Raw genomic sequence first — 13,000 nt, forward strand, 5'->3', positions numbered from 1 at the left:
GGCCACCGCATCCCGGGGATGCGGTGGCCCCTCGTCGTGGGTCGGGTGCGTGGGGCGCGGACGCCGGCTCTCCGTGTTCGGGCGCGCGGGGCGATGGGCCCGGCGTGTGCGGGGCGCGGACGCGGGCGGCGCCGTGCGCGGAGGGGCGGGCTCGTCGTGTGAGGGGACGCGGGGCGCGGACGCGGGCTCGTCGTGTGCGGGGGCGCGGAGAGAGACGCGGGCGGCGTCGTGTGGCTGGGCGTGCCCCCGGACGCGGGTCCACGGCTGCCTGAGGGCTGTCCCGCAATCCCCGGCGGGCGCACGACGTCAGCTACGGCACCTCGCCGCGTTGCCGGATCGCCCGAACACACCCAGTACGAGGACGACCCTCCGCCGTGCGATGCACCGCATCCGACGCCGCCCGCCGATCCACCGCGGATCACGGGACAGCCCTCGGTGGGGGTCATCGGCCGGGTTGGTGTCCCAGGGCCGGACATGCGTACGCCCGCCATGCTGCCGGCGGGCGCGAGGCGGGCGACGAGAGGCAGGCGTCAGGCGGGCGCTCCCAGCTCCGCCCAGACCTTCTTGCCGACGACACCCGGGACGCTGACGACCCCCCAGTCCAGACAGAGCCGCTCGACGATGAACATGCCGTGGCCGCCCGGGCGTCCGGCGCGGTGCGGCGTGCGCGGGGCGGGCTGGCCGGTGCTGCGGTCGGACACCTCGACGCGGATCACCTTGTTGTCGCAGGTGATCTCCATCTCGTCGGGTCCCTCGGCGTGCAGGCAGGCGTTGGTGACCAGCTCGGAGACGACGAGGAGGACGTCCTCGGCGGCGGCCCGCTGGTCACCGCTCGCGGCGGGCAGCCAGCCCCATGCGTACAGCGCCTGACGGGTGAAGTCGCGGGCGAGCGGCACCACGCCGCTCGCCCCGACGAAGCTGAGCCTGCGGACCTGACGACCCCCCGACGACACCGCCGGCGCGGCGGCGGCGCCGCCGGCGGACGCGTCGGCGGCCGCCACGCCCTCCTCGGACGCCCCGGAAGCGCCGCTGGGCTCCGGGCCGCGGTCGCCCGGCGAGTAGGGCCGGGTGGTGCTCATCAGCGCTTCACCTCACCGATTCACCGTTTCAGTTCAGAAGTCACTACACAGGTGGACAGTCACTACGTCAGTACACGCGCCCGTGGTCTGCCCGGCTCCCGTCGGCGGGCGGTCGACTCGCTCAGGATGACTCCTGCCCGAGCGATCCGGCGGAACACCCCCGTTTTGGGCACGAGTGGAGTTACATCCGGAACGCGCCGGTCGCAGGGAGACGGAAGAGGCACGTCGGCGGCCTGACGGCGGACGCTCAGCCGGCCTCGTCGGCCAGGGCGTCCTCCAGTGTGTCGTGCACGGCGAACACGGCGTCCGCCCCTGTGATCTCGAACACGCGCGCCACCACCGGCTGCATCCCCGCCAGGTGCACACCCCCTCCTGCGGCCTCCGCCTTCAACCGTGCGCCGAGGAGCACGTTGAGGCCCGTGGAGTCGCAGAACTCCAGGCGTGAGCAGTCCACGACCAGGCGCTTGCGGCCCTTGTCGAGGCATTCCTCAAGAGGCTCGCGCAGCAGGTCGGCCGTGTGATGGTCCAGCTCACCCGCCGGAGTCACGACGGCACTGGAGCCTTCCTGACGCACCTCAACCAGAAGCCGGCCCGACTGCGCGCTGCCGACCGTCCCGCGCTCCATGCCGTTTCTCTCTCCCGGGGTCTTGGCTGCACTCACGCCCTCGAACACTACGCCTTCCCTCCGCACTTCGACACCCGAACAAGCACACACAATCGGACATAACACCACAGAATGCACTTGCGGCGGCCTCAGGGAAGCGGGTAGGCCTAGAGGGACACGTACTCGAACACGGCCGGCTTTGGAGGCGCCGCACACCGTAGTGCACGCACTGGCTTCGGCAGCCATATGCCGAGAACGATGGAGGACATCATGTCACCCCGGCTCGACGCATCGCATACCCGGAGGGCGTCGTCGGCATCCCCCCTCGACCACCTCGATTCCCTCGAGCACGCACCCGAAGGCACCGAGCGGGCCGATCCGGCCGCCGCACTCGCCGGGCTTCCGGACATCCCCCCGTACGACGAGGTGGCCCCGGACGACGCCAGGGCGCTGTCCCGGACCCTCTTCGAGCGGCTGGGGTCCCTCGAGGAAGGCACGCACGAACACGCGTACGTCCGTGCGACGCTCGTCGAACTGAACCTCGCCCTCGTCAAGTTCGCCGCCTCCCGCTTCCGCTCCCGCAGCGAGCCGATGGAGGACATCATCCAGGTCGGCACGATCGGCCTGATCAAGGCGATCGACCGCTTCGAACTGTCCCGCGGCGTGGAGTTCCCCACGTTCGCGATGCCCACCATCATCGGCGAGATCAAGCGCTACTTCCGCGACACCTCGTGGTCGGTGCGGGTCCCGCGCCGGCTGCAGGAGCTGCGGCTGGACCTGGCCAAGGCCGGCGACGAGCTGGCCCAGAAACTCGACCGCGCCCCGACGGTCGCGGAGCTCGCGCAGCGCCTGGGCATCACCGGGGACGAGGTCGTCGAGGGCATGGCGGCGTCGAACGCGTACACCGCGTCGTCCCTGGACGCCCAGGGCGAGGAGGAGGACTCCCAGGGCGCGCTCGCCGACCGCATCGGCTACGAGGACCACGGGCTCGAGGGCATCGAGTACATCGAGTCCCTGAAGCCGCTGATCGCCGAGCTGCCCCTGCGTGACCGGAGGATCCTCTCCCTGCGGTTCGTGGCCAACATGACCCAGTCGGAGATCGGCGAGGAGCTGGGCATCTCGCAGATGCACGTCTCCCGTCTGCTGTCCCGGACGCTCGTGAAGCTGCGCAAGGGGCTGACCGTCGACGAGTGACACCGGCGCCGGCCGTTCTGTGACGGCGGCCCCCTTCGGTGCCGGTCTCCCGGCGCGGGAAGGGGGCCGCCGTCGTCTTCCCTCATGCGCGGCCGTGGCCGGCCGCGCAGCACCGTGTCAGACGACCCTCTCGCCGCGCCGCCACACCGACGTCACCAGGGGCACCCCGGGGCGGTAGGCGAGGTGGACGTGGCTCGGGGCGTCCAGCACGGCCAGGTCGGCGCGGGCGCCCGGGGTGAGGCGGCCGACGTCGTCACGGCGCAGCGCCGCGGCACCGCCCGCCGTCGCCGACCACAGCGCCTCGTCCGGGGTCATGCCCATGTCGCGGACGGCCAGGGCGATGCAGAACGGCACCGACGAGGTGAACGACGAGCCCGGGTTGCAGTCGGTGGACAGGGCGACCGTCGCGCCGGCGTCCAGGAGGCGGCGCGCGTCCGGCCATGCGGCGCGGGTGGAGAACTCGGCGCCGGGCAGCAGGGTGGCCACCGTGCGGCTGCCGGCGAGGGCGTCGACGTCCGCGTCCGTCAGGTGGGTGCAGTGGTCGGCGCTGGCCGCGTCGACCTCCACGGCGAGCTGTACGCCGGGGCCGTACGAGAGCTGGTTGGCGTGGATGCGCGGGTGCAGGCCCCTCGCCCGGCCCGCGGTGAGGATCGCGCGGGCCTGGTCGCCGTCGAAGGCGCCCTGCTCGCAGAAGACGTCGATCCAGCGGGCGTGCGGCGCGCAGGCGTCGAGCATCTCGCCGGTGACGAGACGGACGTAGCCGGCCGGGTCCCCGGCGTGGTCCGGGGGGACGACGTGGGCGCCCAGGTAGGTGACCTCGTCGGTGTGCCGGGCCGCGATGCGCAGGGCCCGGGCCTCGTCCTCGACGGTCAGGCCGTAGCCGGACTTCGTCTCGAAGGTGGTGGTGCCCTGGCGCAGCGCCTCGGTGAGGAGGCGGGTGAGGTTGGCCTCCAGTTCCGCGTCGGTCGCCGCGCGGGTGGCGGCGACCGTGGTGCGGATGCCGCCCGCGCTGTAGGGCCGGCCCGACATGCGGGCGTTGAACTCCTCGGTGCGGTCACCGGCGAAGACCAGGTGGGAGTGGGAGTCGACGAAGCCCGGGATCACCGCGCGGCCGCCGGCGTCGACCCGGTTGTCGGCGGCGGGTGCCTTCCTGGCCTCACCGGTCCATGCGACGCGGTCGCCGTCGATGACGACGGCCGCGTCCCGGATCAGGCCGAGCGGGGACTGCCCGCGGCCGAGGGAGGGGTCGTTGGTGACCAGCGTGGCGATGTTGGTGATGACGGTGCTCGTGCCGTTGCTGCCGGTCGTGCTGCTCATGGCGTCCTCGTGGGCGTGGCGTGGGCGTGGGGCGTGGGGGCGGGGGGTGCGGGGTGCGGGGGCTTCGGTGGTGCCGGAGGTGTGGCGGCCTCGGTGGCTCCGGTCACTCGGGTCGCGCCGGTCGCTCGGGGGGTGTCGGCTGTTTCACGTGCTCGGGCGTCCTCCCGGTCCGCGGTGCTCCACGGACCGGGTGCTTCTCACGTCGTCCGGTTCCCCGGCTCGGGGCGCTCCCGGGGGGGCGGGGCCGCCGGGCCGGCTCGGGCCGTGTCAGCCGCGCAGGGCTTCGACGGCCTGGGCCAGCGCCCGTGGCGCGTCGGCGACGAGGGTGTGCGCCCCGTCGCGGACGATGTGCCGTCCCGCCACGACCGTGTGCCGGACGTCCGCCGCCGTCGCCGCGAAGACGGCCGTCTCGGCGCCCAGCCTCGGCAGTGTCCCCGCCGTCCTGACCGAGTCCAGCGCGATCGTGGTGAAGTCGGCGGGCGCGCCGGCCTCCAGGGTGCCCGCCTCCGCCCAGCCGAGGGCCGCGTGGCCGTCGGCGGTGGCGGCCCGCAGCAGGGCGGCGGCGGTCCAGTGGCCGCGGGTCCGGCTGCGCAGCCGCTCGTCGAGCTCCAGGGCGCGTGCCTCCTCCAGCAGGTCGACGACGGCATGGCTGTCGGAGCCGAGACACAGCGGGGAGCCGGCCCGCTGCAGGGCCGGGGCGGGGCCGATGCCGTCGGCCAGGTCCCGTTCGGTCGTGGGGCACATGCAGGTCCCCGTGCCGGAGTTGCCGAGCAGGGCGATGTCCTCGTCGGTGAGGTGGGTGTTGTGCACGCCGGTCGTGCGCGGCCCGAGGACTCCGTGGTCGGCGAGGAGCCGTGCCGGGGTGCACCCGTGGGCGCGGAGACAGGCGTCGTTCTCCGCCGTCTGCTCCGACAGGTGCACATGGAGGGGTGCGCGCCGCTCCTCGGCCCACCGCGCCACCGTCGCGAGCTGCCCCGCGGGCACGGCGCGCACGGAGTGGACGGCGGCACCGATCCGCGCGTGCTCGCGTTCCGTGAGGAGCGAGGCGCGTTCGGCCCACGCCTCGGCGGTGCCGTCGGAGAAGCGGAGCTGGTGCCTGTCGGGCGGCTGCCCGAAGCCGGCGGAGAGGTAGCAGGTGTCGAGGAGGGTGATGCGGATGCCGGCCTCGGCGGCGGCCTCGATCAGGGCTTCCCCCATGGCGTTGGGGTCGGCGTACCGGCGGCCGCCGGGAGCGTGGTGCACGTAGTGGAACTCGCCGACCGCCGTGATGCCGGCCAGCGCCATCTCGGCGTACACGGCTCGGGCGAGTGCGTGGTAGCGCTCGGGGGTGAGCCGGTCGGCCACCGCGTACATGACCTCGCGCCAGGTCCAGAAGGTGCCGGAGCCGACCTGGACGGTGCCGCGCAGCGCCCGGTGGAAGGCGTGGCTGTGGGCGTTGGCCAGTCCCGGCAGGGTGAGCCCGCGCAGCACCTCGGCGCCGGCGGGCGGAGCGGTGACGTCCGTGCGTACGGCCGCGATGCGCCCGTCGTGCACGTCGAGTGCCACGCCCGGTTCGACGGGGGTCCCCCCGGCCCGGAGGCCGTCGAGGCCTTCGGGGAGGGTGCCGAGCCAGGCGTGCTCCAGCCAGTACGTCCGCGTCACCTGCAGGCCAGTCCTTCCAGTACGTCGGCGAGTGCGCGCACCCCGGCCACGCAGTCGTCCTCGGCCGCGAACTCGGCCGGGGAGTGCGAGACACCGGTGGGGTTGCGCACGAACAGCATGGCGGTCGGGATGTGCGCGGAGAGGATTCCGGCGTCGTGTCCGGCGCCCGTGCCGAGGACGGGCACCGTCAGACCGGTGCCGTGGCCCAGGACACGGGCGAGTTCGTCGCGCAGGGCGTGGTCGAACTCGACGACGGGGGTGAAGGACTCCCGTACGACGTCGAGCGCGACGCCGTGGGATGCGGCGTGCTCGCGGGCGGCCTTCTCGATGCCGGTCACCACGGTGTCGAGGGTGTCCTGGTCGGCGGCGCGGGAGTCGAGCCAGCCGCGCACCACGGAGGGGATCGCGTTGACGCCGTTCGGCTCGACGGAGATCTTGCCGAAGGTGGCGACGGCGCCGGCCAGCGCGGCCTCGCGGCGGGCGGCGAGCACGGTCTCGGCGTACGGCGGCATCGGGTCGCGGCGGTCGTCGAGCCGGGTGGTGCCGGCGTGGTTGGCCTGGCCCCGGAAGTCGAAGCGCCAGCGCCCGTGCGGCCAGATGGCGCTCGCGACGCCCACCGCGTCGCCGGTGAGGTCCAGGGCCCGGCCCTGTTCGACGTGCAGTTCGACGAACGCGCCGATGCGGGCGAGCCGCTGCGGATCCGGCCCGATGGCCTCGGGGTCGTACCCGGCGGCCTCCATGGCCCGCGGCAGCGTGATCCCGTCGCCGTCGGTGAGCCGGTGCGCCTGCTCCACGGTGAGCTGACCGGCGGTCAGCCGCGACCCGACACACGCGAGCCCGAACCGGGCGCCCTCCTCGTCGCCGAAGTTGACGACGGCAAGGGGCCTGGTGAACCGCACTCCCCTGTGGCGCAGTTCGTCCAGGGCCGCGAAGGCGGACACCACACCGAGCGGTCCGTCGAAGGCCCCGCCGTCCGGGACGGAGTCGAGGTGCGACCCGGTGACGACGGCGTCCCCCTGCGCCGGATCACCGAGCCAGGCCCACTGGTTGCCGTTGCGGTCGGCCTCGTAGGCCAGTCCGCGCGCCTCGGCCTGGGCCCGGAACCAGGCCCGGCACTCGGCGTCGGCCCCGGTCCAGGCGTACCGGCGGTAGCCGCCGCCGGCGGAGCTGCGGCCGACGGGCAGCAGCTCCGCCCACATGCTGTGGAACGTCACGCCTGGTCACCTTCGCGCATCGGCACCCGCACACCGCGCTCCCGCGCCACCGTCTCGGCGGTGTCGTACCCGGCGTCGACGTGCCGGATGACGCCCATCCCGGGGTCGTTGGTCAGCACCCGGCGGATCTTCTCCCCGGCGAGCGGGGTGCCGTCGGCGACCGTGACCTGTCCGGCGTGCAGGGAGCGGCCCATGCCGACGCCGCCGCCGTGGTGGACGGACACCCACGACGCGCCGGAGGCGACGTTGACCATGGCGTTCAGCAGCGGCCAGTCGGCGATCGCGTCGGAGCCGTCGAGCATGGCCTCGGTCTCGCGGTACGGGGAGGCGACGGAGCCGCAGTCGAGGTGGTCGCGGCCGATGACGACGGGCGCGCTGAGCTCGCCGGCGGCGACCATGTCGTTGAAGCGCTCGCCGGCCCTGTCGCGTTCGCCGTAGCCGAGCCAGCAGATGCGCGCGGGCAGGCCCTGGAAGTGCACCCGCTCCCCGGCCATCCCGATCCAGCGGGCCAGCGACTCGTTCTCGGGGAAGAGGTCGAGGATCGCCCGGTCCGTCCTGGCGATGTCGGCCGGGTCGCCGGACAGCGCCGCCCAGCGGAAGGGACCCTTGCCCTCGCAGAAGAGCGGGCGGATGTAGGCGGGGACGAACCCGGGAAAGGCGAACGCCCGGTCGTATCCGGCGAGTCGGGCCTCACCACGGATGGAGTTGCCGTAGTCGAAGACCTCGGCGCCGGCGTCCATGAAGCCGACCATGGCTTCCACGTGCCGGGCCATGGACTCGCGGGCCCGGGTGGTGAACCCGGCCGGGTCCTTGGCCGCGGCCTCGGCCATGTCCTCGAAGCCGACACCGAGCGGCAGGTAGGACAGCGGGTCGTGGGCGGAGGTCTGGTCGGTGACGATGTCGACGGGCGCGCCCATGGCGAGCAGCTGGGGCACCAGCTCGGCGGCGTTGCCGAGGACGCCGATGGACAGCGGCCTGCGCCGGTCGCGGGCCTCGACGGCCAGCTGGAGGGCGTGCTCCAGGGAGTCGGCCCGTACGTCCAGGTAGCGGTGCTCGATGCGGCGCTCGATCGCGCGCGGGTCGCAGTCGACGCAGATGGCCACGCCGTCGTTCATGGTGACGGCGAGTGGCTGGGCGCCGCCCATGCCGCCGAGGCCGGCGGTCAGGGTGATCGTGCCGGCGAGGGTGCCGCCGAACCTCTTCGCAGCGACGGCGGCGAAGGTCTCGTAGGTGCCCTGGAGGATGCCCTGGGTGCCGATGTAGATCCAGGAACCGGCGGTCATCTGGCCGTACATGGTGAGGCCGAGGGCCTCCAGGCGCCGGAACTCCTCCCAGGTGGCCCAGTCGCCGACCAGGTTGGAGTTGGCGATGAGCACGCGCGGCGCCCACTCGTGGGTCTGCATGACGCCGACCGGACGGCCGGACTGGACCAGCATCGTCTCGTCCTGCTTCAGCGTCCGCAGGGTACGGACCATGGCGTCGAAGGAGCGCCAGTCACGGGCCGCCTTACCGGTGCCGCCGTAGACGACGAGCTTGTCGGGATGCTCGGCGACCTCGGGGTCGAGGTTGTTCTGCAGCATCCGCAGGGCGGCCTCCTGCTGCCACCCCAGGGCGCTCAGGTCCGTGCCGCGCGGTGCCCGGACGGGGCGGGGTCCTGACATGGTCTGCCTCCTGGCGGATTGCTCGCGGTGGGCTGCGCCGGCACGCCGTTGCAGTCGTTATTCACATCCTTGCCTTCTGAATAGTCCTAGTCAACACGTCCGTCGGCCGCCGCGGGCACGGTCCGGGTGTTTGGCTGGAAACAGGGGCGCCGGCGGTGACCGGACGGGGGACGTCCCGGGCAGTCGCTACGGCAGACAGGGCAACAGTGGCCGGGCGAGCGAGTGGCCGGGTGGCCCACGGTACGAGTGGACGAGGCGGAGGACACACGGGTGAGCGGAGCCGACAGCGAGCGGATCAGCCGGACGGACGGCACGGGGACGAACGGGGCCGACGGGGCGCACGGGGTGGACGGCGCGGTCGGCGCGGGAGGCAGCCCGGCGGACCGCGCGACGGACCTCGCGGGGAGCCGGGCCGCCGGCGCGCCACCGGACGAGGCGGACCGGGCGCGGGCCGTCCGGCGGGACGCGGCGGTGCGGGCCGCCGTGGAGCAGGGGCTGCTGGGCCCGCGCGCGCCGATCGTCGGCCTCCTGGACGTCGCGGGCATCCGGGAGTCGGCGGCGGCGCTGCGGGCGGCGTTCGACGCGGTGGTGGCACCGGGGACGCCGGTGCTGCACGCCTTCGCGGTGAAGGCGACCCCGCTGGTGCCGGTCCTGCGGCTGCTGCACGAGGAGGGCGTCGGCGCCGAGGTGGCGAGCCCCGGTGAGCTGGCGCTGGCGCGGGCGGCCGGGATCCCGCCCGGCCACGTCGTCCTCGACTCGCCCGCGAAGACCCCGGCCGAGCTGCGCGAGGCACTGGCGCTGGGGATCGCCGTGAACGCGGACAACCCGCAGGAGCTGGAGCGCATCGACGCCCTGCTCGCCGACGGCGCGGGCCCCGCCGCGGCCGGGCCCCGCTCCCCCGTCGGCATCCGCGTGAACCCGCAGCTCGGCGGGGGCTCGATCGGGGCGCTGTCGACCGCGACGGCGACCTCGAAGTTCGGGGTGGCGCTGCGCGACGAGGGGGCCCGCGCGTGGGTGGTGCGCGCCTTCCTCGACCGCCCCTGGCTGAACCGGCTGCACGCGCACACCGGCTCGCAGGGCATCCCGCTCACCCTGATGACCCGCGGCGTGGCCGAGACGTACGCGCTGGCCGAGGAGATCAACGAGCGGGCCGGACGGCGGCAGATCGACACCGTCGACATCGGCGGCGGACTGCCGGTGAACTTCTCCTCCGACACGACGGACCCGACGTTCGCGCAGTACGCACGGGCGCTGCGGGAGGCGGTGCCCGGGCTGTTCGACGGGAGGTACGGACTGGTGACCGAGTTCGGGCGGTCGCTGCTGGCCCGGCACGGCACGGTGGTGGCGCGGGTCGAGTACGCCAAGAGGGCCGGCGGGCGCCGCGTCGCGGTCACGCACGCGGGCGTCCAGGTCGCCACCCGGACCGTGTACGCGCCGGGGTCGTGGCCGCTGCGCATCGCCGCGTACGACGCCGAGGGCCGCCCCAAGCCGGGACCGGAGGTGGTGCAGGACGTGGCCGGGCCGGCCTGCTTCGCGGGCGACCTGCTCGCCGAGGGCCGCGCGCTGCCACTGCTGGACCAGGGCGACTACGCGGCGGCGCTGGACACCGGCGCCTACTATTTCGCGCACCACTACGCCTACAACTCGCTGGCCCGGCCGGGCGTCCACGGCTTCGTCCGGGACGGCTCGGGCGGCGTCGCCTTCGCCACCGTGCGCGAGCCGCAGACCCTGGCGGAGATCGTGGCCGAGGCGGGAGGGGCCCACGCGCACGCGCTCGCCGGCCTGGCCGCAGGCGCATGCCCGTGACGCGCCCCGGCGGACACGCCGCCGGACGGGTCCACGCGGGTACAGCCGACCCACACTAGCCGCCCGTTCGCATGTTCCACCGGAAAATGCCAGAACCCTCACCCGTCCCATCTACGGTGCGTAGCGTGTGTGTCACTCAGCCGAACCGAAGGCGGGAGGGGAGCCACGGTGCCCGGAATCGACGAGTGCCTGCTCGAAGCGATGCGACTGCCCGGCGCCCGGGGTGCCGCGCTGGTCGACTGGACCAGCGGGCTGGCTCTGGGCACCGTCGGGGAGTCCCCGGGCGGCGACCACGAGGCGACCGCGGCGGAGGCCGCCGAGCTGGCCCGGATGGCCGCCGAGCACGGCGCCTTCGCACCGGCCGGCGAATCCGGCGCCGGCGCCGACGACCCTCCGCTCGAGGACCTGATCATCAGCAACCGCGACAGCTACCACCTGCTGCGGTTCGTGCGGACGACCTTCGACAGCAGCGTCTTCCTCCATCTGTGGCTCACCCGCGCGGAGGGCAACCTCGCACTGGCCCGCATCCGTCTCGGCGAGATGGCCGGACGACTGGTGCTGGGATGACCATGGTCAAGGAGACTCCCCCGCCGCTGCCGGTACGCAACCGGACGGCGGCCGGTGAACGGCCCTGGGGCGGGGTTTCGCCGATGCTGAACCGGCTGGCCGCCGAGCGGGCCACCGGCGTCCTGGTCCGCGAGTGCGGCACGCTCCATCTCGTCGAGGGCGAGGTCGTGCACGCGGAGAGCCAGTGCGCTCCTGACCTCGGTGTCCTGCTGGCGGCCCACGGCACCCTCGGCCCGGAGACCTGGCGGGAGGCGGTGGCACGCGCCGACGAGCGGCGCCCGGTGGGCCGCCTGCTCGTGGACGCCGGCCACCTCACCGAGGGCGAGCTGGAACTGTGCCACCTGGGGGCGCTGTACGACGCGGCGTACTTCACGCTGGCGCCGAGCAGCACGCCGGGCCGCTTCCGCTACGGCACGGCGCACCGGCCCGGCACGGCACGCCCGGTGCCGGTCGCGGCCCTGGAGCACGAGACCCTGCGCCGCCGGGAGATGCTGCACCGCGTCCTGCCCGACGCCCGGACGGACAGCGCGGCCCTGATCCGCGCCGACCCCGCCCGGAGGCCGTCGCTCACCCACCGGCAGCGGGCGGTCCTGGAGCGGGTGGACGGGGTGCGCACGGCCACGGACATCGCGCACGAGCTGGGCCGGCGGGCGTTCCCCGTGCTGGTGGACGTACGGCGGCTGGCGGCGGCCGGACTGGTGCTGCCGGTGGCGGCACCCGGACCGCCCGTGCCGGGACCGGAACCTGCACCCGGACCGCCCGGGCCGCAGCCGGCACCCGCACCCGCACCTGCACCCGGCGACGCGACGGTCGTGTTCAGTGAACCACTGCCGTACGTGCCCGATCCCCACATCACCTTGCTGAAGAGGCTCAGGGATGCGCTGGAGGCCCTTTGAGCGGCAACGACCGCACGTCGAGAGGAGCGATCTGATGGCAGCCGAGGAAGACGTCCTCGACGAGCTCCGCCGACTGCGGGCCCGCGTACCCGACCTCACCGGGGCTCTCGCGGCCACCGTCGACGGACTCGTCGTGGCGCACGACACCCCCGGGCTGGAGCCGGAGACCGTGGCCGCGCTCACGGCGACCGCCCTCGGCGTCGCCCTCAGGATGACGGACCTCACCGGCCGGGGCGGCTTCCGCGAGGTGTTGGTCCGCGGCACGAACGGCTACGTCGCGACGTACGCGGCGGGCCGCACCGCCGTGCTGACCCTGCTCGCCCAGGACCGGGTGAACGTCGGCCGCCTGCACCTGGAGGGACGCAGGTCCGGCGCCCGCGTCGGCGAGCTCGTGGACGCCGGGTCCACGCTCACCCCGCCGGCCACCGGCAGGCCCCCGCAACCGGCGGCCGGGCCCGCCCCGACCCGGACCAGAACCACGCGCGCGCCACGCGACGCCACCGCCAACGCGCGCACCGCAACCGACAACTGAGAGAAATCGAGGAAACGCACGCCATGGCCAACACCGAAACCGCGCTGAAGGAAGCACTCGCCTCCATCGAGGGCGCGACCGGAGTCGCCCTCGTCGACTACACCAGCGGCATGGCGCTGGGCACGATGGGCGGCAGCAAGAGCTTCGACCTGAACGTCGCCGCCGCCGGCAACACGGACGTGATCCGGGCCAAGATGCGCACCATGGAGCACCTGGGGCTGAAGGGCCAGATCGAGGACATCCTCATCACCCTGTCCGACCAGTACCACCTGATCCGCCTGATCAGCGGGCGTGGCGGCAACGGCCTCTTCCTCTACCTGGTGCTGGACGGCAAGCGGGCCAACCTGGCGATGGCCCGCCACCAGCTGAAGAAGATCGAGGAGGTCCTCGAGGTCTAGTGCCGCGGCAGGCAACGTTCGCCCCGTCGCGACGCCCGGCACGCCCTCTCGCCGCACCGGCCGGAAGCCCGAGTACATCCAGTACGAGGGC

Annotated in this window: 12 protein-coding genes; 6 read left to right on the top strand and 6 right to left on the bottom strand. The window is 74.0% G+C overall.

Annotated elements, in window-relative coordinates; all coding sequences use genetic code 11:
* Nucleotides 1-530: 530 nt before the first annotated feature.
* Both ACWDNY_RS29770 and ACWDNY_RS29775 read right to left on the bottom strand, forming a co-directional pair.
* The gene (locus tag ACWDNY_RS29770) at nt 531-1,079 is read right to left on the bottom strand and encodes an ATP-binding protein (protein ID WP_451648924.1); all 549 of its coding nucleotides are present in this window, start codon (nt 1,077-1,079) and stop codon (nt 531-533) included.
* A gap of 247 nt (nt 1,080-1,326) precedes the next feature.
* Nucleotides 1,327-1,704 (bottom strand): STAS domain-containing protein, encoded by a 378-nt coding sequence (locus ACWDNY_RS29775; RefSeq protein ID WP_451648933.1) that lies wholly within the window; start codon nt 1,702-1,704, stop codon nt 1,327-1,329.
* A gap of 237 nt (nt 1,705-1,941) precedes the next feature.
* On the opposite strand from ACWDNY_RS29775, the gene ACWDNY_RS29780 reads away from it, so the two are divergent.
* Entirely contained in the window at nt 1,942-2,877 is a 936-nt protein-coding gene (locus ACWDNY_RS29780; RefSeq protein WP_451648925.1) for an RNA polymerase sigma factor SigF, read from the top strand.
* Between the two features lie 117 nt (nt 2,878-2,994).
* Here ACWDNY_RS29780 and hutI read toward each other — a convergent pair whose 3' ends face one another.
* The 4 genes from hutI to hutU form a co-directional block, all read right to left on the bottom strand.
* Nucleotides 2,995-4,194 carry an imidazolonepropionase gene (gene hutI / locus ACWDNY_RS29785; RefSeq protein ID WP_451648926.1) on the bottom strand — a complete coding sequence of 400 codons (1,200 nt, stop codon included), beginning with the start codon at nt 4,192-4,194 and terminating at the stop codon, nt 2,995-2,997.
* Between the two features lie 267 nt (nt 4,195-4,461).
* Nucleotides 4,462-5,841, bottom strand: coding sequence for a formimidoylglutamate deiminase (locus ACWDNY_RS29790; RefSeq protein ID WP_451648934.1), 1,380 nt, complete (start codon nt 5,839-5,841; stop codon nt 4,462-4,464).
* Nucleotides 5,832-7,049: an allantoate amidohydrolase gene (locus tag ACWDNY_RS29795; RefSeq protein WP_451648927.1), complete on the bottom strand. Its 1,218-nt coding sequence runs from the start codon at nt 7,047-7,049 to the stop codon at nt 5,832-5,834. The genes ACWDNY_RS29790 and ACWDNY_RS29795 overlap by 10 nt, the downstream gene beginning before the upstream one ends.
* Nucleotides 7,046-8,710 carry a urocanate hydratase gene (hutU, locus tag ACWDNY_RS29800; protein WP_451648928.1) on the bottom strand — a complete coding sequence of 555 codons (1,665 nt, stop codon included), beginning with the start codon at nt 8,708-8,710 and terminating at the stop codon, nt 7,046-7,048. Before hutU ends, ACWDNY_RS29795 begins: the two co-directional genes overlap by 4 nt.
* A 471-nt stretch (nt 8,711-9,181) precedes the next feature.
* Here hutU and ACWDNY_RS29805 point away from each other — a divergent pair, with 471 nt between their 5' ends.
* From ACWDNY_RS29805 to ACWDNY_RS29825, 5 genes are all read left to right on the top strand, one after another.
* Nucleotides 9,182-10,516 (top strand): diaminopimelate decarboxylase, encoded by a 1,335-nt coding sequence (locus ACWDNY_RS29805; protein WP_451648935.1) that lies wholly within the window; start codon nt 9,182-9,184, stop codon nt 10,514-10,516.
* Between the two features lie 168 nt (nt 10,517-10,684).
* Entirely contained in the window at nt 10,685-11,083 is a 399-nt protein-coding gene (locus tag ACWDNY_RS29810; RefSeq protein ID WP_451648929.1) for a hypothetical protein, read from the top strand.
* Nucleotides 11,080-11,979: a transcriptional regulator gene (locus ACWDNY_RS29815; RefSeq protein ID WP_451648930.1), complete on the top strand. Its 900-nt coding sequence runs from the start codon at nt 11,080-11,082 to the stop codon at nt 11,977-11,979. Before ACWDNY_RS29810 ends, ACWDNY_RS29815 begins: the two co-directional genes overlap by 4 nt.
* A gap of 34 nt (nt 11,980-12,013) precedes the next feature.
* Nucleotides 12,014-12,511, top strand: coding sequence for a roadblock/LC7 domain-containing protein (locus ACWDNY_RS29820; protein WP_451648931.1), 498 nt, complete (start codon nt 12,014-12,016; stop codon nt 12,509-12,511).
* Nucleotides 12,512-12,534: 23 nt separating this feature from the next.
* Nucleotides 12,535-12,909, top strand: coding sequence for a hypothetical protein (locus ACWDNY_RS29825; protein ID WP_451648932.1), 375 nt, complete (start codon nt 12,535-12,537; stop codon nt 12,907-12,909).
* Nucleotides 12,910-13,000: the final 91 nt, after the last annotated feature.

The sequence above is a fragment of the Streptomyces sp. NPDC003697 genome (assembly GCF_053587115.1).